General features: G+C 54.6%; 22 protein-coding genes and 1 rRNA gene. 8 read left to right on the forward strand and 15 right to left on the reverse strand.

The features are described from left to right. Positions 1–19 precede the first annotated feature (19 nt). The 10 genes from recO to rseD form a co-directional block, all read right to left on the reverse strand. Positions 20–727 (reverse strand): DNA repair protein RecO, encoded by a 708-nt coding sequence (gene recO, locus SPG90_RS12085; RefSeq protein WP_023308846.1) that lies wholly within the window; start codon positions 725–727, stop codon positions 20–22. Between the two features lie 88 nt (positions 728–815). Then, a complete protein-coding gene (gene era, locus SPG90_RS12090) occupies positions 816–1721 on the reverse strand; it encodes a GTPase Era (protein ID WP_023308847.1) in 906 nt (301 codons plus the stop codon). Continuing rightward, positions 1718–2398 carry a ribonuclease III gene (rnc, locus tag SPG90_RS12095; protein WP_003860711.1) on the reverse strand — a complete coding sequence of 227 codons (681 nt, stop codon included), beginning with the start codon at positions 2396–2398 and terminating at the stop codon, positions 1718–1720. Before rnc ends, era begins: the two co-directional genes overlap by 4 nt. Before the next feature lie 222 nt (positions 2399–2620). After that, positions 2621–3595 carry a signal peptidase I gene (gene lepB, locus SPG90_RS12100; RefSeq protein WP_023308848.1) on the reverse strand — a complete coding sequence of 325 codons (975 nt, stop codon included), beginning with the start codon at positions 3593–3595 and terminating at the stop codon, positions 2621–2623. Between the two features lie 15 nt (positions 3596–3610). After that, positions 3611–5410 carry a translation elongation factor 4 gene (gene lepA / locus SPG90_RS12105; protein ID WP_109845519.1) on the reverse strand — a complete coding sequence of 600 codons (1800 nt, stop codon included), beginning with the start codon at positions 5408–5410 and terminating at the stop codon, positions 3611–3613. A gap of 185 nt (positions 5411–5595) precedes the next feature. Beyond that, positions 5596–6072, reverse strand: a complete 477-nt coding sequence (gene rseC, locus SPG90_RS12110; RefSeq protein WP_045399436.1) for a SoxR-reducing system protein RseC — start codon at positions 6070–6072, stop codon at positions 5596–5598. Further along, positions 6069–7022: a sigma-E factor regulatory protein RseB gene (gene rseB / locus SPG90_RS12115; protein ID WP_023308851.1), complete on the reverse strand. Its 954-nt coding sequence runs from the start codon at positions 7020–7022 to the stop codon at positions 6069–6071. Before rseB ends, rseC begins: the two co-directional genes overlap by 4 nt. Further along, positions 7022–7672 (reverse strand): anti-sigma-E factor RseA, encoded by a 651-nt coding sequence (gene rseA / locus SPG90_RS12120; protein WP_008502186.1) that lies wholly within the window; start codon positions 7670–7672, stop codon positions 7022–7024. Before rseA ends, rseB begins: the two co-directional genes overlap by 1 nt. Positions 7673–7703: 31 nt before the next feature. Further along, positions 7704–8279: an RNA polymerase sigma factor RpoE gene (gene rpoE, locus SPG90_RS12125; RefSeq protein WP_006176728.1), complete on the reverse strand. Its 576-nt coding sequence runs from the start codon at positions 8277–8279 to the stop codon at positions 7704–7706. Continuing rightward, positions 8276–8359 carry a rpoE leader peptide RseD gene (gene rseD / locus SPG90_RS22380; RefSeq protein WP_223605340.1) on the reverse strand — a complete coding sequence of 28 codons (84 nt, stop codon included), beginning with the start codon at positions 8357–8359 and terminating at the stop codon, positions 8276–8278. Before rseD ends, rpoE begins: the two co-directional genes overlap by 4 nt. Before the next feature lie 344 nt (positions 8360–8703). Here rseD and nadB point away from each other — a divergent pair, with 344 nt between their 5' ends. Then, positions 8704–10323, forward strand: coding sequence for an L-aspartate oxidase (nadB, locus tag SPG90_RS12130; protein WP_047173867.1), 1620 nt, complete (start codon positions 8704–8706; stop codon positions 10321–10323). Here the strand turns inward: nadB and trmN are convergent. Next, positions 10308–11045, reverse strand: a complete 738-nt coding sequence (gene trmN, locus SPG90_RS12135) for a tRNA(1)(Val) (adenine(37)-N(6))-methyltransferase TrmN (protein ID WP_045399428.1) — start codon at positions 11043–11045, stop codon at positions 10308–10310. The genes nadB and trmN overlap by 16 nt on opposite strands. A gap of 132 nt (positions 11046–11177) precedes the next feature. Here trmN and srmB point away from each other — a divergent pair, with 132 nt between their 5' ends. Then, positions 11178–12506, forward strand: a complete 1329-nt coding sequence (gene srmB, locus SPG90_RS12140; protein WP_023344704.1) for an ATP-dependent RNA helicase SrmB — start codon at positions 11178–11180, stop codon at positions 12504–12506. A gap of 50 nt (positions 12507–12556) precedes the next feature. On the opposite strand, the gene grcA is transcribed toward srmB, so the two are convergent. Next, complete coding sequence (gene grcA / locus SPG90_RS12145) at positions 12557–12940, reverse strand: autonomous glycyl radical cofactor GrcA (protein ID WP_029741127.1); 384 nt, start codon at positions 12938–12940, stop codon at positions 12557–12559. A 314-nt stretch (positions 12941–13254) separates the two neighbouring features. Here grcA and ung point away from each other — a divergent pair, with 314 nt between their 5' ends. Further along, entirely contained in the window at positions 13255–13944 is a 690-nt protein-coding gene (gene ung, locus SPG90_RS12150; RefSeq protein ID WP_023308856.1) for a uracil-DNA glycosylase, read from the forward strand. A 48-nt stretch (positions 13945–13992) separates the two neighbouring features. On the opposite strand, the gene SPG90_RS12155 is transcribed toward ung, so the two are convergent. After that, a complete protein-coding gene (locus SPG90_RS12155) occupies positions 13993–15123 on the reverse strand; it encodes a tRNA/rRNA methyltransferase (protein WP_029741125.1) in 1131 nt (376 codons plus the stop codon). A gap of 204 nt (positions 15124–15327) precedes the next feature. On the opposite strand from SPG90_RS12155, the gene trxC reads away from it, so the two are divergent. From trxC to SPG90_RS12185, 5 genes are all read left to right on the forward strand, one after another. Beyond that, complete coding sequence (trxC, locus tag SPG90_RS12160; RefSeq protein WP_023308858.1) at positions 15328–15747, forward strand: thioredoxin TrxC; 420 nt, start codon at positions 15328–15330, stop codon at positions 15745–15747. Positions 15748–15816: 69 nt separating this feature from the next. After that, positions 15817–16515, forward strand: coding sequence for a tRNA-uridine aminocarboxypropyltransferase (gene tapT, locus SPG90_RS12165; RefSeq protein WP_126303539.1), 699 nt, complete (start codon positions 15817–15819; stop codon positions 16513–16515). Between the two features lie 35 nt (positions 16516–16550). Further along, a complete protein-coding gene (locus SPG90_RS12170; protein ID WP_045399420.1) occupies positions 16551–19214 on the forward strand; it encodes a bifunctional acetate--CoA ligase family protein/GNAT family N-acetyltransferase in 2664 nt (887 codons plus the stop codon). Between the two features lie 110 nt (positions 19215–19324). After that, positions 19325–20680 carry a CDP-diacylglycerol--serine O-phosphatidyltransferase gene (gene pssA / locus SPG90_RS12180; protein ID WP_047173864.1) on the forward strand — a complete coding sequence of 452 codons (1356 nt, stop codon included), beginning with the start codon at positions 19325–19327 and terminating at the stop codon, positions 20678–20680. A 45-nt stretch (positions 20681–20725) separates the two neighbouring features. Further along, positions 20726–21049 (forward strand): YfiM family lipoprotein, encoded by a 324-nt coding sequence (locus tag SPG90_RS12185; RefSeq protein WP_032659514.1) that lies wholly within the window; start codon positions 20726–20728, stop codon positions 21047–21049. On the opposite strand, the gene SPG90_RS12190 is transcribed toward SPG90_RS12185, so the two are convergent. After that, the gene (locus SPG90_RS12190) at positions 21046–22341 is read right to left on the reverse strand and encodes an MFS transporter (RefSeq protein ID WP_045355288.1); all 1296 of its coding nucleotides are present in this window, start codon (positions 22339–22341) and stop codon (positions 21046–21048) included. The genes SPG90_RS12185 and SPG90_RS12190 overlap by 4 nt on opposite strands. Before the next feature lie 209 nt (positions 22342–22550). After that, positions 22551–22666: ribosomal RNA gene (gene rrf, locus SPG90_RS12195) — 5S ribosomal RNA — on the reverse strand.

Below are 22666 nucleotides of genomic sequence, written 5' to 3' on the forward strand. Positions count from 1 at the left end.
TGGGGTGAGGGGTAAAACATTAACGTTTCGGCACAAACTGCCTGAATAATTCGCGGCTCTTTAAGGGCTTGCCGCCAAGATAAGGCTTGAGGGCAATCCGGGTAAAGCGTTTTGCTGCGCGCAGGGTGTCCAGATCGGGAAACTCGCGCTCATACAGCGCCCGGAGCTGGCGCCCGGTAAAGGTGCTGTTGTCTATCACGATACTGGCAATGAAGCCTTTTTCTTCGCGGTAGCGGTAGGTCATGGTGTCTTCTATCTCGTCACCGCTGCCCGCGCAGTGCAGAAAATCTACGCCGTATCCGAGGTGGCCCAGCAGCGCCAGTTCAAAACGACGCAAGGCGGGTTCGGGCGTGCCGGTTCCGCCAGCCAGCGCCTGGATACAGTGCAGATAATCGAAGAAAAGTTCAGAGAAGCGGGTCTCATGTTCAAGAACGCGTGAGATGAGTTCGTTGACATACAGACCGCTATAGAGCGTGATGCCGGAAAGAGGAAGCGCCAGGGAGACGGCTTCAGCGCTGCGCAGGGTTTTCACTTCCCCTCGCCCACCGAAGCGTACCAGCAGCGGCGTGAAAGGCTGTAGGGCACCTTTCAGGTTAGAACGTTTGGAACGTGCGCCTTTCGCAACAAGGCGCACGCGGCCCGACTCTTCCGTGAAGACGTCCAGCATAAGGCTGGTTTCGCTCCAGGGACGACTATGCAGGACAAAGGCGCGCTGCCATCCATCCATATGCTCNGCATAAGGCTGGTTTCGCTCCAGGGACGACTATGCAGGACAAAGGCGCGCTGCCATCCATCCATATGCTCGTCGTCTTAAGTTACTGGTCTTCGCCGTAACCGAGGCTGCGCAGAGCACGCTCATCATCGGCCCAGCCAGATTTCACTTTCACCCACAGTTCGAGGTGAACCGGCGCTTCGAACATCTCCATCATGTCCTTACGGGCTTCAATGCCGATGGTTTTGATCTTGGCCCCTTTGTTGCCGATCACCATCTTCTTCTGCCCTTCGCGCTCAACGAGGATCAGGCCGTTGATATCGTAGCCACCGCGCTCGTTGGTCTGGAAACGCTCGATCTCCACCGTTACGGAGTAAGGCAGTTCAGCACCCAGGAAACGCATCAGCTTTTCACGGATGATTTCAGACGCCATAAAGCGCTGAGAGCGATCGGTGATGTAGTCTTCCGGGAAGTGATGAATCGCTTCCGGAAGGTGCTTACGCACGATGCCCGCGATGGTATCAACGTTCAGACCGGTCTCAGCAGACAGCGGAACGATGTCGAGAAAGTTCATCTGGCTACCGAGCCACTGCAGATGCGGCAGCAGGTCGGCCTTTTCCTGCACGTTATCAACTTTGTTGACCGCGAGGATGACAGGCGTTTTGCCGTCACGCAGCTTGTTCAGCACCATCTCGTCGTCCGGCGTCCAGCGGGTGCCTTCCACAACGAAAATCACCAGCTCTACATCGCCGATCGAGCTGCTCGCCGCCTTGTTCATCAGGCGGTTGATGGCACGCTTCTCTTCCATGTGCAGGCCAGGGGTATCGACGTAGATCGCCTGATACGCGCCTTCAGTATGGATGCCGACGATGCGGTGACGCGTGGTCTGCGCCTTACGCGAAGTGATAGAAATCTTCTGCCCAAGCAGATTATTCAGCAGGGTGGATTTGCCAACGTTCGGACGTCCGACGATGGCAATAAATCCGCAATAGGTTTTATCTTCGCTCATTCCAGCTCCAGCATTTTTAACGCCTGTTCGGCGGCAGCCTGTTCAGCCTTACGACGGCTTGAACCTGTGCCCACCACCGGTTCACTCAGGCCACTGACCTGGCAATGGATGGTAAATTCCTGATCGTGCGCTTCGCCACGCACCTGTACCACCAGATAAGACGGCAGCGGCAGATGACGACCCTGCAAATATTCCTGCAGACGCGTTTTCGGATCTTTTTGTTTATCGCCCGGGCTGATTTCGTCCAGACGGGTCTGATACCAGTTCAGGATCAGCTTTTCTACGGTCTGGATATCGCTGTCCAGGAACACACCACCAATTAATGCTTCGACCGTATCGGCAAGAATAGATTCACGACGGAAGCCGCCGCTTTTCAGTTCACCCGGTCCAAGACGCAGACATTCGCCCAGTTCAAACTCGCGCGCGATTTCCGCAAGGGTATTACCCCGAACCAGCGTGGCACGCATGCGGCTCATATCACCCTCGTCCACACGCGGGAAACGATGATAAAGCGCATTCGCAATCACGAAACTTAAAATAGAGTCGCCTAAAAACTCGAGACGCTCATTATGTTTGCTGCTGGCACTGCGGTGGGTTAATGCCTGTTGCAACAACTCCTGATGATGAAAAGTGTAGCCCAGCTTCCGTTGAAGCCGATTAATTACGATGGGGTTCATGCGATACCAATAAATGAATGCGTCAAAAATGCAGCACACGAAACCGACCTGAGAAAACCAACGCGGTTTCGTGTGCCGTGGCACCCTTGCAGGGCCAACCTTAAACTTCGGGGGAATATTCTATACACAACGACAGGGGATGTCGTTAGTTCGAAGAGATTTATCGTGGAAATAATTCACGTAGCCGCTAATAAAAGCGGCTACGCGTTCATTTATTGAGAATTAATGGATTCCGCCGATACGATTCAGGCGTACACCGGTCGGCCATTCGCCTTCCTGCTTCTCAAAACTCATCCAGATGGCGGTGGCTTTGCCGACCAGATTCGCTTCCGGCACAAAGCCCCAGTAACGGCTGTCCGCAGAGTTATCGCGGTTGTCACCCATCATGAAGTAATGTCCTGGCGGTACAATCCAGCTAGCCAGCTGCTGGCCCGGCTGGCGATAGTACATACCCAGCTGATCCTGCGCGATTGGCACGGTGAGGATTCGGTGCGTCACATCGCCCAGCGTCTCTTTGCGCTCAACCAGACGGATGCCGTCCTCTTTGGTTTCACCTTTCGGTACCTGGAAGAATCCGCTGGTCGCTTCGCCGCCGTTACGACGGGCAAAGGTCTGCACAAAATCACTTGGCTCAACGTTTGAGTAGGTGATTGGCAGCGCGTTTTCACATGCGGTACCGGAGCTGCAGCCCGGCTGAACGGTGACTTCTTTCGCAACCGGATCGTAAGTCACTTTATCACCCGGCAGACCTACCGCGCGCTTGATGTAGTCCAGGCGCGGATCTTCCGGATATTTGAACACCACGATGTCGCCACGTTTCGGATGACCGGTTTCGATCAGCGTTTTCTGGTAGATAGGATCTTTAATGCCGTAGGCAAACTTCTCTACCAGAATAAAATCACCAATCAGCAGCGTTGGCATCATTGACCCTGATGGGATTTGGAACGGCTCATAAATAAACGAACGCACCACCAGAACAATTGCCAGCACCGGAAATACCGAGGCGCCCGTTTCCAGCCAGCCCGGTTTCGGGCCGACTTTCTTCAGGGTTTTCGCGTCAATCCCATCTCCAGTGGCTGCCTGTGCGGCAGCCTGACGTTCACGACGTTTTGGGGCGAAGATAAACTTATCCAGACACCACAGCAGACCTGTCACCAGGGTAGCAATGACCAGGATCAGGGCAAACATGTTCGCCATGCCAACTCCTTAGGGTTATTTGCCGTCTTTACCAACATGAAGGATGGCAAGGAATGCTTCCTGCGGCAGCTCGACGTTACCGACCTGCTTCATACGCTTCTTACCTTCTTTCTGCTTCTGCAGCAGCTTTTTCTTACGGCTGACGTCACCGCCATAGCACTTCGCCAGAACGTTTTTACGCAGCTGTTTCACGGTTGAACGCGCGATAATGTGGTTGCCAATCGCCGCCTGAATCGCGATATCGAACTGCTGACGCGGGATCAGATCTTTCATCTTCTCAACCAGCTCGCGGCCACGGTACGGCGCATTGTCGTTGTGGGTGATCAGCGCCAGCGCATCCACGCGCTCGCCGTTGATCAGCACGTCCACACGCACCATGTTGGAAGCCTGGAAGCGTTTAAAGTTGTAATCCAGTGACGCATAGCCACGGGAGGTCGACTTCAGACGGTCGAAGAAGTCGAGTACCACTTCCGCCATCGGGATTTCATAGGTCAGCGCCACCTGGTTACCGTGGTAAACCATGTTGGTCTGCACGCCACGCTTCTCAATACACAGCGTAATGACGTTACCCAGGAATTCCTGCGGCAGCAGCATGTGACACTCTGCGATAGGCTCACGCAGCTCCTGAATGTTGTTCAGCGGCGGCAGCTTGGACGGGCTATCGACGTAGATCACTTCTTTCGAGGTGGTTTCAACTTCATAGACTACGGTCGGCGCCGTGGTGATCAGATCCAGATCGTATTCACGCTCCAGACGCTCCTGAATGATCTCCATGTGCAGTAGACCAAGGAAGCCACAGCGGAAACCGAAGCCCAGCGCCGTTGAGCTTTCTGGCTCGTAGAACAGTGAAGCATCGTTCAGGCTCAGTTTACCGAGCGCGTCACGGAAGTTTTCGTAGTCGTCAGAGCTGACCGGGAACAGACCCGCGTAAACCTGCGGTTTCACCTTTTTAAAGCCTGGCAGCGCTTTGTCCGCCGGGTTACGTGCGCCGGTCAGGGTATCGCCCACCGGCGCGCCGAGGATGTCTTTGATGGCGCAGACCAGCCAGCCTACCTCGCCGCATCTCAGCTCGGTACGGTCAACCTGTTTTGGCGTGAAGATGCCCAGACGGTCGGCGTTGTAGACCTGTCCGGTACTCATTACCTTGATTTTGTCGCCTTTGCGCATGGTGCCGTTTTTAATACGCACCAGGGAGACAACGCCCAGATAGTTATCGAACCAGGAGTCGATAATCAGCGCCTGCAGCGGGGCATCCGGATCGCCTTCCGGGGCCGGAATATCACGCACCAGACGTTCCAGCACGTCGGTGACGCCGACACCGGTTTTCGCGGAGCAGCGCACGGCATCGGTCGCGTCAATGCCGACAATATCTTCAATCTCTTCCGCTACGCGCTCAGGATCGGCGGCTGGCAGGTCGATCTTGTTCAGAACCGGCACAACTTCGAGATCCATTTCCATCGCGGTGTAGCAGTTTGCCAGGGTCTGGGCTTCAACGCCCTGCCCGGCATCCACCACCAGCAGCGCGCCTTCACAGGCCGCGAGCGAGCGTGAAACTTCATAGGAGAAGTCAACGTGGCCTGGGGTGTCGATAAAGTTCAGTTGATAGGTTTCACCATCAGCCGCTTTGTAATCAAGCGTAACGCTCTGCGCTTTAATGGTGATACCGCGTTCGCGTTCCAGGTCCATGGAGTCCAGAACCTGGGCTTCCATTTCACGATCAGACAGGCCACCGCAAATCTGGATAATACGGTCAGACAGCGTCGACTTACCGTGGTCAATGTGAGCAATGATCGAAAAGTTACGTATGTTCTTCATATAGTTAAATAATTATGCCTTACGAATTCCTGGAGGCCGCTGTTCTTAGCCTGACGTTTTTCAGTGCGAAAACGCAGCATTCTACACTACATCCTCGCTACCTGGAAATGCACTTAGAGACTGGTATAGCGTGAAGAAAGGACGTTTTCTGTTTTAGGGTGTAAAAAAAGATAAAGCCCGATGGATCACCGGGCCTCAGAAGAGAGCGTTTCAACACGAAGCTGGTCTGGCGCCAGCCCAACGCTGAGAATGACAGGCTGCCACTCTTCGCGTGCGGCGAGCGTCGGAGAGAGCCCTTTGGCAAGCCAGAATCCCCCCACGCCACCCAATGCGGCACCGCACATAGCGGCCACATCGGTACCAAACAGCATCTGAAACAGGCCGCCCATGATAAACAGGCCGACCAGCGGAGAGAGATACACAAGCATAGCGGAGCCGAGCAGGCTGCCTTCCGCGATGCCCAGTTCCACCTTCTGCCCCGCCATCAGCGGCTGTTCGCTTGGCACAGAAATCGTGTGCGATGTTTGCGGCCCGAGCTTATTCAGCACGCGACTGCCGCAGCCGGCGCGGGATGCGCAGCTATTACATGAGGCTTTAACATCGCAGCTCACCAGCGCAATGCCGTTCTGCCATGAGACAACCGTCGCCCACTCTTTGATCATTGTGCAGCCCTGAATTTAATGCTGTCGGAGATGCGCTTCGCCGTCTGCGGAGGGAGTTCTCCCACAATGGTGATCTCTGCGTTATCGCGTACCGTTGTACTCACCGTACGGCGCCCGGTACGCAGCATTTGTTCAGCGCTATTTGCCGTTGCGCGATTAATATTCACCGAAAAGCTGAACAAACCATCCGAATAGAGGCGCGATTCTACCGGCGTTTCAATCGTTGGCAGCTGACGTCGGCTGCTGGACACTTCGCTAAACCCTTGCGGGATCCAGGCAGGTACCCAGTTGAAATTAACGGAATCCCCGGCAGGAACAGAAAGCAGCGGCGGCAGGCTGGCCTTAGCCAGATTCTGCATGCTGTTGCCAACCTGATTGTTCACGCTGAAGGAGATAACCCGGAACTGTTCCAGCGTTTCACCGTCACGGTCGAGCAGGTCAACACGCATGGGGAGTTTGGTTTCGGCATCAATCCAGACGATATAGCTGTAGCGCGTTCCGTCCCGGGCAACAACGCGAATTACCTCGCACAGTCTGTCCGCGATGCGGGTACGCCCTACCGAAATAAAATCGTAGTAAGGGGCAAGCCGTTTAAAGTCGGTGTAAATGAGTGACGGCAGGGAATCAACGATATAGTCGCCATTCAGCGTGAAAGGCTCCAGCCCTGGCTCGAAATAGCTGATTTCGTTACCACGCTGGACAACTTCCCGACGCGGGCCATCCATCTGTAAAAGCTGGGCGAGCGGCTGGTTATCAAGACGGGCATGGCGATAGCGTAACGACTCGACGCCCTGCTTGTTGATGCTGATAAATGCCAACTCGTAATTGAGTGACTGGCTGGCCAGATTCATTTGCTGCAACAACGCCCCGGATGATACATCAGCCGAGGCGTTGGCAGAGAAGAACAGGCTACCCGCCATCAGAGACATGGCGAACCAAAGTTGCTTCATTACTGCGATTGCGTTCCTAAAGTTTGGTTTCCGGGCACCTGCACAGCAGCTTGCTGTGTCTGCGCCTGCTCAAACTGAAGCTGTTCAGAGTGCAGACGACGCTGCAACTCATAATCCTGCAACATCGCATTAATGCGACGGCGCTGCTCCTGAACCTGCTGTTGCTGGCCGCCGCTGGCGGAAGCATCAGCCGGTACGCCCAGGCTTACCGGGCTAGCTTTGCCCATCATCGGCAGTGTGTTAAACACTGGCGCTTCTGGCTGCTGATTAGTTTCAGACTGAGTATTATAGTGCTGGACGCCAACAATAACTGCAAGCGATACGCATGCAGCCACACCCATTTGGGTAAGCTGGCTGGCCCACGGGCGCACCTTTTGCCAGAATGGCATTTTCTGCCACTGGTGAGGCGCGGGTTGAGCTTCAGGAATCAGCGGAGTGGTCTGATGAACAGGCTCATTCTCGATCGCCGCCATGACGCGGGCTGAGATATCGAAATGGAGAACCTCGCCGGTGTCACCGCGAAGGGTGTCACGGATGAGATGGTAACTCTCCCAGGTCTCTTGCATTTCGGGTGAATGAGACAGCTCGTTGAGCAGCTCACTATCCACCGTTTCACCATCCATTAAAGCGGAAAGTTTTTCTTTCTGCATGCCTAATACCTTTTCCAGTATCCCGCTATCGTCAACGCCTGATAAGCGGTTGAACTTTATTATCAATAGCTTCTCGCGCACGGAAAATTCGTGAACGTACCGTGCCGACCGGACAATCCATGATAGCGGCTATCTCTTCATAGCTCAGACCATCCAGCTCCCGTAACGTAATTGCCATACGTAAATCTTCCGGGAGCGACTCGATCGTGCGAAAAACGATTTGTCTCAGTTCTTCTGACAACATTAAGTTCTCAGGGTTCGAAATTTCTTTCAATGCGCCGCCACTTTCGAAGTTTTCGGCGTCGATTGCGTCCACATCACTTGAAGGCGGACGACGGCCCTGAGCGACCAGATAATTCTTTGCCGTATTGACCGCAATACGGTACAGCCAGGTATAAAAAGCACTATCTCCCCGGAAAGAATCCAGCGCGCGATAGGCCTTAATAAAAGACTCTTGCACCACATCAGGCACATCGCCTGACGGTACATAGCGGGAAACCAGGCTCGCCACCTTATGCTGGTAGCGCACCACCAGTAGGTTAAAGGCTTTCTGATCTCCCTTCTGGACCCGTTCAACCAGGACCTGGTCCGTTAACTGCTCGCTCATCCGAGGTAATGTCTCCCCAAACCTAAATTCCACGCGTTATCGAAACGCCACTCTAAAAATACCGCACTTTGAGCAAGCACCGTATTAGAGTGTCTGATCTTCAATAAGTTCCGTAACGCCTTTGTTTTTGTTCATCGCGCCGCAGACCGTTCATTTTCTCTCATTATAAGTCTGTTCACGATACGCACCACTTTCTGACAAGAAACATCTTTTTCCCGCCAGAAGAGTAACGCAACACAGGCTTTATTTCACCACAAAATCTGACGCTAACGATCTGCTTCGCAAAATAATTTCACTCATTTACCCTCCATTTACCTCCGCTTACGCGTTTAGCCATTGCGACAGCCTCTAAAAAAATACGTGCGATATATCGCATTCAGGTGCTATTCTGCCCCAACACTGTTTAGTAAATTAAACAACAATCATGAACACAACACCTGAACTCCATTGTGATGTACTGATTATCGGTAGCGGCGCTGCCGGTCTCTCTCTGGCGCTGCGCCTGGCCGAGCATCAAAACGTAATCGTTCTGAGTAAAGGACCGATAAGTGAAGGTTCCACGTTTTATGCCCAGGGTGGCATTGCCGCCGTGTTTGATGAGACAGACAGCATTGCGTCTCACGTCGAAGATACGCTCATTGCCGGAGCAGGGATCGTGGATGCACACGCCGCAGAGTTTGTCGCCAGCAATGCCCGTCACTGCGTTCAGTGGCTCATCGACCAGGGCGTCTTGTTCGATACTCAGGTTCAACCCAACGGTGAAGAGAGCTACCACCTGACTCGCGAAGGCGGCCATAGCCACCGCCGCATCCTGCACGCAGCGGATGCCACCGGCAAAGAAGTAGAAACCACGCTGGTCAGCAAAGCGCTGAGCCATCCTAATATTCGGGTTCTCGAGCGAAGTAATGCCGTTGACCTGATCATTTCTGACAAGATTGGCCTGCCCGGCACGCGTCGCGTGGTGGGCGCCTGGGTCTGGAACCGCAATAAAGAGAAGGTGGAGACCTGTCAGGCGAAGGCTGTGGTGCTGGCGACGGGCGGCGCCTCCAAGGTGTATCAATACACCACGAACCCGGACATTGCCTCCGGCGACGGTATCGCGATGGCCTGGCGCGCTGGCTGCCGGGTGGCGAATCTCGAATTTAATCAGTTTCACCCCACCGCCCTGTTCCATCCCCAGGCGCGCAACTTCCTGCTGACGGAAGCCCTGCGCGGTGAAGGCGCTTATCTGAAACGCCCTGACGGCTCCCGCTTTATGCCCGACTTTGACGCCCGGGGTGAACTGGCCCCGCGTGACATCGTTGCCCGCGCCATCGATCATGAAATGAAGCGTCTTGGCGTGGACTGCATGTATCTCGATATCAGCCATAAGCCAGCAGAGTTCATTCGCCAGCATTTCCCGATGATTTACGAGAAGCTGCTCAATCTTGGCATTGATTTAACGCGCGACCCGGTGCCCATTGTGCCAGCGGCCCACTATACCTGCGGTGGCGTAATGGTTGACGATCATGGACGTACTGACGTAGACGGTCTGTATGCTATCGGTGAGGTCAGCTATACCGGACTTCACGGCGCGAACCGTATGGCCTCTAACTCGCTGCTTGAGTGTCTGGTGTACGGCTGGTCGGCGGCGGAAGATATCACAAAGCGCATGCCTTACGCCCGCGAGACAGAGCACCTGCCAGCCTGGGATGAAAGCCGGGTGGATAATCCGGACGAGCTGGTCGTGATCCAGCATAACTGGCATGAGCTACGGCTATTTATGTGGGACTACGTGGGGATTGTGCGCACCACGAAACGCCTGGAACGCGCCTTGCGCCGCATCACCATGCTGCAGCAGGAAATTGATGAGTATTATGCCAACTTCCGCGTATCCAATAACCTGCTGGAGCTGCGCAATCTGGTGCAGGTGGCCGAGCTGATTGTCCGCTGCGCGATGATGCGTAAAGAGAGCCGCGGGCTGCACTATACCCTGGACTACCCGGATCAGCTTGCTGAGTCCGGCCCGTCGATACTCGCCCCGCAGGTTTACATAAACAGATAAAACGCCTGGGTCAGAGCAGTGTAATCTTCGGAATAACGCTGGTCTGGCCCACGGATCACCATCCGGTCATTAAAGCATTCACCCTCTTTTGGCGAGAGCGCCAGCAGCACGCGGTGCGGCAGTCGTCCTTCCGTATCCGAAATATCGGTACGCAGACGTAACGTCCAGCCGATCTCCTGCGCGATGCCGATAAACATGTTGCCGGTACTCTCAGGCAGGACCACACAGAAAAAACCTTCTTCGGAGATGAGTTCTGCCGCACTGGTGAGCAGCGCTTTATGATCGAGGGAGCCGGTATAACGCGCCTGTTCACGCTCGGGTGTCCCGCACTCAACGCCGGGTTCGTAGTAGGGAGGGTTGCTGACGATCAGATCGTAACGCGCGGTTTGTTCAGGCGCCCAGGCGAGCACATCTGCGCATTCCACTTTCATTCGGGCTGCCCAGGGAGATTCGGCCATATTGTCACTCGCCTGCTCTGCGGCCTGCGCATCCAGTTCGACGGCATCAATGATGACATGTTCTTCCGTACGCTGCGCCAGCATCAGCGCCACCAGCCCGCTACCGGTACCGATGTCAAGAATACGCTTAACACCTGCGACAGGCGCCCACGCTCCCAGTAAAATACCGTCTGTACCGACCTTCATGGCACAGCGATCGTGAGCGACAAAAAATTGTTTGAACGTAAAACCATCGCGGCGCAGCTGCGCTTTGAGTTGAGACATGTCAGGGCAACCTTCTAAGTGAAACTGGAGTAGCATAGGGGAAAGCGAAGTGGCCGAAAAGCGATATCCATACAAACAGATGAAGATTACAGCCGTAACGTCTATAATCAGCGCCCCACACAGAGGTAGAACATGACTGTAACGACTTTTTCCGAACTTGAACTCGATGAAAGCCTGCTCAATGCACTTGAGAGCAAAGGCTTTACACGCCCGACCGCCATTCAGGCAGCGGCCATTCCGCCTGCGCTTGAGGGCCGCGATGTGCTCGGTTCTGCGCCAACCGGCACGGGGAAGACAGCAGCCTATTTGCTGCCTGTGTTGCAGCATCTGCTCGACTTTCCGCGTAAAAAATCTGGCCCGCCGCGTATTTTGATCCTGACGCCGACGCGCGAACTGGCAATGCAGGTTGCCGATCACGCGCGTGAACTCGCGGCAAATACTCATCTGGATATCGCCACCATCACCGGCGGCGTTGCGTACATGAACCACGCCGAAGTGTTCAGCGAAAACCAGGACATCGTCGTTGCGACGACGGGCCGCCTGCTGCAGTATATTAAAGAAGAGAACTTCGACTGCCGCGCGGTTGAAACGCTGATCCTCGACGAAGCCGACCGCATGCTGGACATGGGCTTCGCTCAGGATATCGAGCACATTGCTGGCGAGACGCGCTGGCGCAACCAGACAATGCTGTTCTCTGCCACCCTCGAAGGGGAAGCGATCAAAGACTTCGCGGAGCGTCTGCTGGAAGATCCGGTGGAAGTATCGGCGACGCCGTCCACCCGTGAGCGTAAGAAGATCCACCAGTGGTACTATCGCGCGGATAATCTCGAGCACAAGGTCGAATTGCTGAAACACCTGCTGAAGCAGGAAGATGCGCTGCGCACAATCGTGTTTGTGCGTAAGCGCGAGCGCGTGCACGAGCTGGCAGAAATGCTGCGTAACGCCGGGATCAATAACTGCTATCTTGAAGGCGAGATGGCGCAGATCAAGCGTACCGAAGGCATTAAGCGCCTGACCGATGGCCGCGTTAACGTGCTGGTTGCCACAGACGTGGCCGCTCGCGGGATCGACATTCCGGACGTCAGCCACGTGATCAACTTCGATATGCCGCGCAGCGGCGATACCTACCTGCACCGTATTGGCCGTACCGGTCGCGCGGGCCGCAAAGGTATTGCTATCTCACTGGTTGAAGCGCATGACTACCTGCTGCTGCAGAAAATTGGCCGCTATGTTGACGAGCCGCTGAAAGCGCGCGTTATTGATGGCCTGCGCCCAACCACGCGTGCGCCGAGTGAAAAAATGACGGGTAAACCGTCCAAGAAAGCGCTCGCAAAACGTGCTGAGAGAAAAGAGAAAGAAAAAGAGAAACCGCGTGTGAAGCAGCGCCACCGCGATACCAAAAATATTGGTAAGCGCCGTAAGCCAAGCTCTGCCGCACCAGAGACGAAAACTGAAGAGTAAAAAAAAGCCGGGGAAATCCCCGGCTTTTTTATTCCCCCCTGCTGAAGCCGTTACAGGCTTTCAGTAAAGGTACGGGCGATAACGTCGCGCTGCTGTTCTGGAGTCAGTGAGTTAAAGCGAACCGCATAGCCAGACACGCGGATGGTCAGCTGTGGGTATTTTTCTGGGTGCTCAACGGCATCCATCAGCGTTTCGCGGCGCAGCACGTTAACGTTCAGATGCTGACCCCCTTCCACGCGCACTTCAGGCTGCACTTCCATAGGAACTTCACGGTACTCAATTTCGCCCAGTTTGTTTACCGGTACGATTTCATCTTCAGCAAAACCCGCTTTCGCAACGACGCAGCGCGCTTCGTTCTTCTCGCTGTCCAGCAGCCAGAAAGAATTGAGCAGATCGTCATTTGCAGCTTTAGTAATCTGGATACCTGTAATCATGTGTTGCCTCCCTTAGGCTACATTAACTGGTGTCGGCCTGTTGCGGCCAATTGGTAAAACCATTGTTTCTTGTGTGTATATATAACATTCACACCCCGGTGATTTATTGATTTAAATCAACAAAAACACCAACCATATAAAGAGTGTGGTTTGAATTTATTGTTTCAGATCAATTTCACAGTTTTACCAATTCAACTTACCCTGCATCTTTTCAAAATAAATTTAGCCACTTAGCACGTATTTCAGCGCGTAATTTTGCTCACCGGAGTGAAACAGGTAAGCTAGTCAGAGATTGAGATTCGCAGGAGAGCGAGATGACGACACCTTTAACCTGGCATGACGTGCTGGCAGAAGAAAAGCAGCAGCCTTATTTTATCAATACGCTCAGCACCGTTGCCGCTGAGCGTCAGTCCGGACAGACGATTTACCCGCCGCAGAAAGACGTGTTCAACGCCTTTCGCTACACCGAACTGAGCGATGTGAAAGTGGTCATTCTGGGTCAGGATCCCTATCACGGCCCCGGGCAGGCGCATGGGCTGGCGTTTTCCGTTCGTCCGGGCGTGGCTATACCCCCTTCTCTGCTCAACATGTATAAAGAGCTTGAAGCAACAGTGCCCGGTTTTACCCGGCCAAACCACGGTTACCTGGAAAGCTGGGCGCGCCAGGGCGTGCTGTTGCTGAATACGGTGCTTACCGTACGGGCGGGTCAGGCGCACTCGCACGCCAGTCTGGGCTGGGAGACGTTTACCGATAAAGTCATCAGCCTTATCAACGAGCATCGTGAAGGGGTGGTGTTTTTACTCTGGGGTTCTCACGCGCAGAAGAAAGGGGCGATTATTGACCGTCAGCGTCATCACGTGCTGAAAGCACCGCACCCGTCACCGCTGTCTGCGCATCGCGGTTTCTTTGGCAGTAATCATTTTGTTCTGGCGAATGAATGGCTGGAAAAACGTGGCGAAAAGCCAATTGACTGGATGCCTGTATTACCGGCAGAGAGCGAGTAGTTTGAGTTTGTATGCCCGGTTCACCGGGCATACAAAAAGCACAATGGATTATGCCTTATTCTGGCGCCACCATTCGGCCAGCAGTACGCCGGTCGCAACGGATACGTTCAGGCTTTCCACATTGCCTGTTCCGTCGATAGAGACGCTCAGATCCGCACTGGAGAGCGCCGCGTCAGACAGACCATCACGTTCCTGACCCAGCACCAGCACCATTTTGCGCGGCAGCGTCGCTTTAAACAGCGGCGTACCGGCATGGCTCGAGGTGGTCACGATGGAATAACCTGCTTTACGGAACTGCTCGAGGGCGTCCAGAACGCTGTCGCCGGTGATCGGCTGTACGTGCTCGGCTCCGCCTTCCGCAGTACGGATCGCTGCGCCGGATTCCAGCAGCGCGGCATCCTGCAACAGCACGCCTTTCACGCCAAAGTGCGCGCAGCTGCGCATCATTGCGCCCAGGTTGTGCGGGTTGCCCACATCTTCCAGCGCCAGCACGCAGTCATCGGCATCCGCCTGGCTGACCCACTGCTGCACGGTCGTGCCGTTACGCTTTTTGATCAGGAAGCAGACGCCGCCGTGGTGTTCAGTACCGGACGCTTTGGTCAGCTCAGCATCATCAACCACGTGGTAGGCTTTACGGTTCGCAGCCATCCAGCGCAGCGCTTCTTTGAAGCGCGGGGTCACGCTCTGGATAAACCAGGCGCGGACGATACACTCAGGACGGCTCAGGAACAGCGCCTGGCAGGCGTTCTCGCCGTACACGCGGGTCTCTTCCGCACGCTGACGGCGCAGCACTTCCGGGTCGATGAAGCTTTTACCGCTGATACCGCCGTGATCGGCTTTTTCCGGTGTCTCATCGCCAGGGGCGCGAGAAACGGTGCGCCACGGGGAGGCGTTATCACGTGAGAAGTCATCGCGCGGACGATCGTCGCGTGGACGGTCACTGCGTGGGCGGTCGGAACGCGGACGGTCATCGCGTTTGCGATCGTCACGTTTGCGGTCATCACCGCGGTTATTTCTGTCATCGCGGGCGGGGCGACGGCCACCGTCTGCACGAGAAGACGCCGGACGCCCGCCACCTTTTCCGGTACGCGGATTTTGGGTGCGTTTATCAGAGTCATCATCACTGCGGACATACATCACTTTGACCTTGCCGCTTTTGTTTTTCATTTCGTCGTTCATGCTTTTCTCCACCAGCGCTGCGCGAAGCGCGCAGATTACCCGATGTGCCAGCGCATAGCCATAATTTCGTACAAAAGCCTGTGACTATTGTTCTCATTGAATAAAACGCATTGTTGTTTCAAACAGGCTCATTGATAATATGTAACATATTAGAAACATTATCGGCGTTGTGCCGCTGTCCCACGGCTCTATCAGAGGTTAGTTATGAATACCGTATGTGCCAACTGTCAGGCTCTTAATCGCATTCCGGACGATCGGATGGAAGATGGTGCGAAATGTGGACGTTGTGGCCATGAATTATTTGATGGCGATGTCATTAACGCGACGGGTGCTACGCTGGACAAACTCCTCAAGGACGATCTTCCTGTCGTGATCGATTTCTGGGCGCCATGGTGCGGCCCATGCCGTAGCTTCGCGCCGATTTTCGAAGATGTGGCCGAAGAGCGCAGCGGAAAAATGCGATTCGTTAAGGTCAATACCGAAGCCGAACCCGAACTGAGCGCCCGTTTTCGTATTCGCAGCATACCGACCATTATGATTTTTAAAAATGGTGAAGTAATCGATATGCTCAACGGCGCGGTTCCAAAAGCGCCTTTTGAAAGCTGGTTAAACGAGTCTCTGTAACATTCTCGGGGCACGTCTTGTGCCCCGCTCCCGCCTCTGCGAAAATAGCGTTTTTCCTGCATTTCGCCCATGACTGATAACGCCGTTCTTAAATTACGCGCCGAACGCCTTGCGCGCGCCACCCGACCGTTCCTCGCCCGAGGCAACCGTATTCGCCGCTGTCAGCGCTGCCTGCTGCCGCTGAAGGTTTGTCTGTGCGAGACGCTGGCACCGAGTACGGCACAAAGCCGTTTTTGTCTGGTCATGTTCGATACCGAGCCGATGAAACCCAGCAATACGGGGCGTCTTATTGCCGATATTCTGCCGGATACCGCCGCGTTTCAGTGGTCTCGTACAGAACCCCCTCAGGCGCTGCTCGATTTAGTTACAAACCCCGACTACCAGCCAATGGTGGTATTTCCGGCGTCCTACGCGGGAGAACAGCGTCAGGTTCTTTCTGCGCCGCCGTACGGTAAACCACCTCTGTTTATCATGCTGGACGGTACATGGACCGAAGCGCGAAAAATGTTTCGCAAAAGCCCCTATCTCGACGCGCTGCCGGTCATTTCTGTCGATCTTTCCCGCGTCTCCGCCTACCGCCTGCGTGAAGCGCATGCTGACGGGCAATACTGCACCGCCGAAGTGGCAATTGCGCTTCTGGATTTAGCGGGAGATACCGCTGCGGCTGGGGCTCTGGGCAACCATTTCTCATGCTTCCGGGAGCGCTATCTGGCGGGAAAAACCGTTCATAAGGGCAGCGTCACAGCGCCCGAGCCAGAAAGCGTTTAAAATCATCAGGTCGCTTGCATTCACAGGAGGCCTGCATGAGCCAGCGAGGGTTAGAAGCGCTACTTCGTCCTAAATCCATTGCCGTTATCGGCGCATCAATGAAACCGGATCGTGCTGGCTATCTGATGATGCGCAATCTGCTGGCCGGGGGATTTAATGGCCCCGTCCTGCCCGTCACACCGGCATATAAGGCGGTTCAGGGAGTGCTTGCATGGCCTGATGTACAGAGCCTGCCTTTCGTGCCGGATCTTGCCGTACTCTGTACGAACGCGAAGCGCAACCCGGAGCTGCTGGAATCGCTCGGCAAGAAAGGGTGTAAAACCTGCATTATTCTCTCGTCTCCGCCTGAACAGAAAGCCGAGCTTCTGGCCTGCGCCAGCCGCTATCAAATGCGCATTCTCGGGCCAAACAGTCTGGGCCTGCTCGCCCCCTGGCAGGGGCTGAATGCCAGTTTCTCCCCGGTTCCAATCCGCAAAGGCAAACTGGCGTTTATCTCGCAGTCGGCTGCGGTATCGAACACCATCCTCGATTGGGCGCAGCAGCGTGAAATGGGATTCTCCTACTTCATTGCCCTGGGCGACAGCCTGGATATCGACGTTGATGAGCTACTGGATTTTCTGGCGCGTGACGGCAAAACCAGTGCGATCCTGCTTTATCTTGAGCACCTCAGCGACGCGCGTCGTTTTGTCTCGGCTTCGCGAAGCGCTTCGCGCAATAAGCCGATCCTGGTGATCAAAAGCGGACGCAGCCCTGCGGCACAGCGTCTGCTGCATTCTCATTCCGGCATGGATCCCGCCTGGGACGCCGCCATTCAGCGCGCGGGGTTGCTGCGGGTACAGGATACGCACGAGCTTTTTTCCGCCGTTGAGACGTTAAGCCATATGCGCCCGTTGCGCGGTGAGAAGCTAATGATTGTCAGTAACGGTGCGGCCCCTGCCGCGCTCGCGCTGGACGAGCTGTGGCGGCGCTTCGGCAAGCTGGCAACGCTGAGTGAAGAGACGCTGCAGCGCCTGAAAGAAGCGCTTCCGACCAGCGTGACGCCCGGCAATCCGCTTGATTTGCGCGATGACGCCAGCAGCGACCGCTATATCAGGGCGATATCCATTTTGCTGGATAGCCAGGATTTCGATGCGCTGATGATTATCCACTCCCCCAGCGCGGTCGCGCCGGGCAGTGAAAGCGCGCGCTCGCTTATTGATGCCGTGCGCAACCATCCACGCGGTAAATACGTTACCCTGCTCACCAACTGGTGCGGTGAGTTTTCCTCTCAGGAGGCACGGCGCTTGTTCAGCGAGGCCGGGCTGCCAACCTACCGCACGCCGGAAGGCACCATCACCGCATTTATGCATATGGTGGAATATCGCCGCAACCAGAAACAGCTGCGTGAGACGCCGGCTTTGCCGGGGAATCTGACGGCGAACACCGTCGACGTTCACCGGCTGTTGCAGCAGGCCATTGAAGAAGGCGCGACCTCGCTTGATACCCATGAGGTCCAGCCCATTCTGGGCAGCTACGGGATGCAAACCCTGCCGACCTGGATCGCCAGCGACAGCGCAGAGGCCGTGCATATAGCCGAACAGATTGGCTATCCGGTGGCTCTGAAGCTCCGCTCCCCGGATATCCCGCATAAGTCTGATGTTCAGGGGGTTATGTTATACCTGCGTACGGCGACTGAGGTGCAGCAGGCAGCTGATGCTATTTTCGACCGGGTAAAAATGGCCTGGCCGCAGGCAAGGATCCACGGATTGCTGGTGCAAAGCATGGCCAACCGCGCAGGAGCCCAGGAATTACGGGTGGTGGTTGAACACGATCCCGTCTTCGGACCGCTCATCATGCTGGGGGAAGGTGGCGTTGAGTGGCGCCCGGAGGAGCAGGCCGTGGTGGCGTTACCGCCGCTGAACATGAACCTGGCGCGGTATCTGATCATCCAGGCGATCAAAAGTAAAAAGATCCGTGGCCGGAGCGCGCTGCGCCCGCTTGATATTGCCGGGTTAAGCCAGTTCCTGGTGCAGGTCTCTAACCTGATTGTGGATTGTGCCGAAATCCAGCGGCTGGACATTCATCCGCTGCTCGCCTCGGGCAATGAGTTTACGGCGCTGGACGTGACCCTGGATATCGCACCATTCGAAGGAGACAGAGAGAGCCGTCTGGCGATCCGCCCGTATCCCCTGCAGCTGGAGGAGTGGGTTGAGATGAAGAATGGAGAACGCGCCTTGTTCCGCCCTATTCTGCCGGAAGATGAGCCCCAGCTGCGGGCCTTTATCTCTCAGGTCACGAAAGAGGATCTTTATTATCGCTATTTTAGCGAAATCAACGAATTTACCCACGATGATTTAGCCAATATGACCCAGATCGACTACGATCGAGAAATGGCGTTTGTTGCCGTTCGTCGCTCCGATAAGGGGGATGAGATCCTCGGCGTCACGCGTGCGATTTCTGACCCGGATAACGTCGATGCGGAGTTTGCGGTGCTGGTGCGCTCCGATCTTAAAGGCCTGGGTCTGGGGAGACGGCTGCTGGAAAAACTCATCAGTTATACGCGAGATCACGGATTGTTACGCCTTAATGGCATTACTATGCCTAACAATCGCGGTATGGTGACCCTGGCGCGAAAACTTGGGTTTGACGTTGATATTCAGCTGGACGAAGGTATTGTGGCCTTGTCCCTCAGTCTGAGATCATCAGACAAACGCGAGTAAGCTACTGGAAATGTTACCCACTTTGGACGGGACTGGTGGTATCATTGTCCGCTTATGTTGTTTGCATGGTACAGACAACCCTTCAATGAACAGAGAAGAAACGCACTGTGATGTTGTCAAAATTTAAGCGTAATAAACATCAACAACACCTTGCTCAACTACCGAAGATTTCTCAGTCAGTTGATGATGTAGAGTTCTTTTACGCTCCCGCTCATTTTCGGGAGACGCTTCTGGAAAAGATTGCCAGCGCCACGCGACGCATTTGCATTGTGGCGCTCTATCTTGAACAGGATGAAGGCGGGCGCGGGATCCTGAACGCGCTCTATGAAGCCAAACGTCAGCGACCAGAACTTGATGTTCGCGTGCTGGTAGACTGGCATCGCGCTCAGCGTGGCCGTATTGGCGCTGCCGCCTCAAACACTAATGCCGACTGGTATTGCCGTACGGCGCAGGAAAATTCTGGCGTTGATGTGCCTGTTTATGGCGTCCCGGTAAATACCCGTGAAGCGCTCGGCGTCCTTCATTTCAAGGGGTTCATCATTGATGACAGCGTGCTGTACAGCGGTGCAAGTCTGAATGATGTTTACCTGCATCAACTCGATAAATATCGCTACGACCGCTACCATCTGATCCGTAATCCGCAGATGGCCGATATCATGTTTAACTGGGTTGATAAAAATCTGGTCCATGGACGCGGTGTTAATCGCCTTGACGATCCCGAGCGTCCTAAAAGCCCGGAAATCAAAAACGATGTTCGCGCCTTCCGTCAGGAGCTGCGTGATGCGGTCTATCATTTCCAGGGCGATGCGAACAACGAAGAGTTATCCGTTACCCCGCTGGTAGGGCTCGGCAAATCAAGCCTGCTTAACAAAACGATCTTCCATCTGATGCCGTGTGCAGAGCAGAAACTTACCATCTGTACGCCGTACTTCAACCTTCCTGCCGTGCTGGTGCGTAATATCATTCAGCTGCTGCGCGACGGTAAAAAAGTGGAAATCATCGTTGGTGATAAAACTGCAAACGACTTCTTCATTCCTGAAGATCAGCCGTTCAAAATCATCGGTGCGCTGCCTTATCTCTACGAGATTAACCTGCGCCGTTTCCTGAGCCGTTTACAGTATTACGTAAACACTGACCAGTTGGTTGTGCGTCTCTGGAAAGATGAAGACAACACTTACCATCTGAAAGGAATGTGGGTCGACGATGAGTGGATGCTGCTGACCGGTAACAACCTGAACCCACGCGCGTGGCGACTGGATCTGGAAAACGCTATCCTAATCCATGACCCGCAGCATGAGTTAGCCGCAAAACGTGAACGTGAGCTGGAGCTGATTCGCACACATACCACTGTGGTGAATCATTACCGCGAACTGCAGAGCATTGCCGATTACCCGGTGAAAGTCCGCAAGCTTATCCGCCGCTTGCGTCGTATTCGTATCGACCGACTTATCAGCCGTATTCTGTAATGTCCAGGCCCTGCCACACGCAGGGCTTTTTTATGGAGCCCGTTGATGCGTATTCCTCTGTTACTGAGCGTCCTTTTTCTGAGTGGCTGTAGCCATATGGCCAACGATAGCTGGTCAGGACAGGATAAAGCCCAGCATTTCCTCGCTTCCGCGATGTTGTCTGCAGCCGGTAATGAATATGCGCAGCATCAGGGATACAGCCGGGATCGCAGTGCGGCAATTGGGTTGATGTTCTCAGTCAGTCTTGGAGCATCAAAAGAACTGTGGGATAGCCGCCCCGCAGGGAGCGGCTGGAGCTGGAAAGATTTCGCCTGGGATGTCGCCGGCGCAACGACCGGCTATGCCGTGTGGCAGATGGCGCGCTATTAAAGTCGAATGCCTTTCCCTTTGCGATGCAGCATCAGGGAAACAACAAAGGCCAGTGCACCCATTATCGTTACGTACCAGAAGAATGTCGTTTCACTTCCCCATGATTTAAGCGATAACGCAACGTACTCCGCCGATCCGCCAAACAACGCATTAGCTACCGCATAAGAGAGCCCTACCCCTAAAGCACGTACCTGCGCCGGGAACATTTCGGCTTTCAGTATTCCGCTAATAGAGGTATAGAAACTGACAATCACCATCGCCAGCATCACCAGCGCAAACGCGGCATACGGCGAAGTCACGTGCTGAAGGGCAGACAGAATAGGTACGGTACATAACGCCGACAGCCCGCCAAAAATCAGCATCGACGTTCGTCGACCGATTTTATCCGAGAGCGCACCGATAATAGGTTGTATGAGCATAAAGACAAATAGCGCCACGGTCATGACTACGCTGGCAACGTTTGCATGCATGCCGGTGGTGTTCACAAGGTACTTTTGCATATAGGTGGTGAACGTGTAGAAACTAAGAGAGCCGCCCGCAGTAAAGCCCAGTACCATAAGGAAAGCTTTGCGGTTACGCCATAACCCTTTGAATGTTCCAGCCTCCTTCAGCGTTCTGACTTCCTTCTGAGAGGTTTCATCTAACTGACGGCGTAGCCAAAGTGCGACAACCGCCAGTACTGCGCCCATCGCGAAAGGAATTCGCCATCCCCAGGCGTGAAGTTGTTCGTCCGTCAGGATTTGCTGCAGGATCACCACCACAAGAATGGCCAGCAGTTGACCACCAATCAGCGTGACATACTGGAATGAGGCGTAAAAACCTTTACGGCCTTCCAGTGCAATCTCACTCATGTAGGTCGCACTGGTACCGTATTCTCCGCCCACCGATAATCCCTGAAATAAGCGGGCCAGTAAAAGTAGCGCCGGTGCCCAGGTACCTATCGATTCATATCCCGGTAAGCAGGCGATCACCAGAGAACCAAAGCACATCATGCACACCGAGATCAGCATAGAAGTCTTACGGCCACGACGATCCGCAATGCGACCGAACAACCAGCCCCCGATGGGCCGCATTAAAAACCCTGCGGCAAAAACCCCCGCCGTTTGTAGCAGCTGCGTTGTGGTGTTGCCAGATGGGAAAAAAATATGTGCGAAGTAGAGTGAACAGAATGAGTAGACGTAAAAGTCGAACCATTCAACCAGATTCCCTGAAGAGGCGCTGACTATTGCCCATACCCTTCTTCGGGTATCACTGTTAGCCAGCGTCCCGTTTGATGTAATGCTTTCTGTCATTGTGATTATGCTCCTGCCATAAACAGCGGCGTATTGAGTCAGGAGACTCAATTACCTCGTAAATGAAATGTTATAATTTTGTTATAAATAACATTGCGACAGGGATCACACATTCCATTAGCAGGATAAGGGATTAAGAGGAAGGCCAGAGAGGATAAGCACAAAGCAAAAAACCCCGCACCTTACGGTGCGGGGTTCTTCTATTTGGTGCCTGGCAGTTCCCTACTCTCACATGGGGAGACCCCACACTACCATCGGCGCTACGGCGTTTCACTTCTGAGTTCGGCATGGGGTCAGGTGGGACCACCGCGCTAAAGCCGCCAGG

The organism is Enterobacter sp. D2, from assembly GCF_034427575.1.
GTDB classification, from domain to species: domain Bacteria; phylum Pseudomonadota; class Gammaproteobacteria; order Enterobacterales; family Enterobacteriaceae; genus Enterobacter; species Enterobacter cloacae_M.

Excerpts from the sequence above, each read along its gene's own strand:
- pssA (WP_047173864.1), top strand. The coding sequence starts at position 19,325 with ATGTTGTCAAAATTTAAGCGTAATAAACATCAACAACACCTTGCTCAA.
- ung (WP_023308856.1), top strand. The coding sequence starts at position 13,255 with ATGACGACACCTTTAACCTGGCATGACGTGCTGGCAGAAGAAAAGCAG.
- SPG90_RS12170 (WP_045399420.1), top strand. The coding sequence starts at position 16,551 with ATGAGCCAGCGAGGGTTAGAAGCGCTACTTCGTCCTAAATCCATTGCC.
- nadB (WP_047173867.1), top strand. The coding sequence starts at position 8,704 with ATGAACACAACACCTGAACTCCATTGTGATGTACTGATTATCGGTAGC.
- rseB (WP_023308851.1), bottom strand. The coding sequence starts at position 7,022 with ATGAAGCAACTTTGGTTCGCCATGTCTCTGATGGCGGGTAGCCTGTTC.
- recO (WP_023308846.1), bottom strand. The coding sequence starts at position 727 with ATGGATGGATGGCAGCGCGCCTTTGTCCTGCATAGTCGTCCCTGGAGC.
- trxC (WP_023308858.1), top strand. The coding sequence starts at position 15,328 with ATGAATACCGTATGTGCCAACTGTCAGGCTCTTAATCGCATTCCGGAC.
- SPG90_RS12185 (WP_032659514.1), top strand. The coding sequence starts at position 20,726 with ATGCGTATTCCTCTGTTACTGAGCGTCCTTTTTCTGAGTGGCTGTAGC.
- era (WP_023308847.1), bottom strand. The coding sequence starts at position 1,721 with ATGAGCGAAGATAAAACCTATTGCGGATTTATTGCCATCGTCGGACGT.
- grcA (WP_029741127.1), bottom strand. The coding sequence starts at position 12,940 with ATGATTACAGGTATCCAGATTACTAAAGCTGCAAATGACGATCTGCTC.
- tapT (WP_126303539.1), top strand. The coding sequence starts at position 15,817 with ATGACTGATAACGCCGTTCTTAAATTACGCGCCGAACGCCTTGCGCGC.
- lepB (WP_023308848.1), bottom strand. The coding sequence starts at position 3,595 with ATGGCGAACATGTTTGCCCTGATCCTGGTCATTGCTACCCTGGTGACA.
- rseC (WP_045399436.1), bottom strand. The coding sequence starts at position 6,072 with ATGATCAAAGAGTGGGCGACGGTTGTCTCATGGCAGAACGGCATTGCG.
- rnc (WP_003860711.1), bottom strand. The coding sequence starts at position 2,398 with ATGAACCCCATCGTAATTAATCGGCTTCAACGGAAGCTGGGCTACACT.
- SPG90_RS12155 (WP_029741125.1), bottom strand. The coding sequence starts at position 15,123 with ATGAACGACGAAATGAAAAACAAAAGCGGCAAGGTCAAAGTGATGTAT.
- srmB (WP_023344704.1), top strand. The coding sequence starts at position 11,178 with ATGACTGTAACGACTTTTTCCGAACTTGAACTCGATGAAAGCCTGCTC.
- rpoE (WP_006176728.1), bottom strand. The coding sequence starts at position 8,279 with ATGAGCGAGCAGTTAACGGACCAGGTCCTGGTTGAACGGGTCCAGAAG.
- lepA (WP_109845519.1), bottom strand. The coding sequence starts at position 5,410 with ATGAAGAACATACGTAACTTTTCGATCATTGCTCACATTGACCACGGT.
- rseA (WP_008502186.1), bottom strand. The coding sequence starts at position 7,672 with ATGCAGAAAGAAAAACTTTCCGCTTTAATGGATGGTGAAACGGTGGAT.
- trmN (WP_045399428.1), bottom strand. The coding sequence starts at position 11,045 with ATGTCTCAACTCAAAGCGCAGCTGCGCCGCGATGGTTTTACGTTCAAA.
- SPG90_RS12190 (WP_045355288.1), bottom strand. The coding sequence starts at position 22,341 with ATGACAGAAAGCATTACATCAAACGGGACGCTGGCTAACAGTGATACC.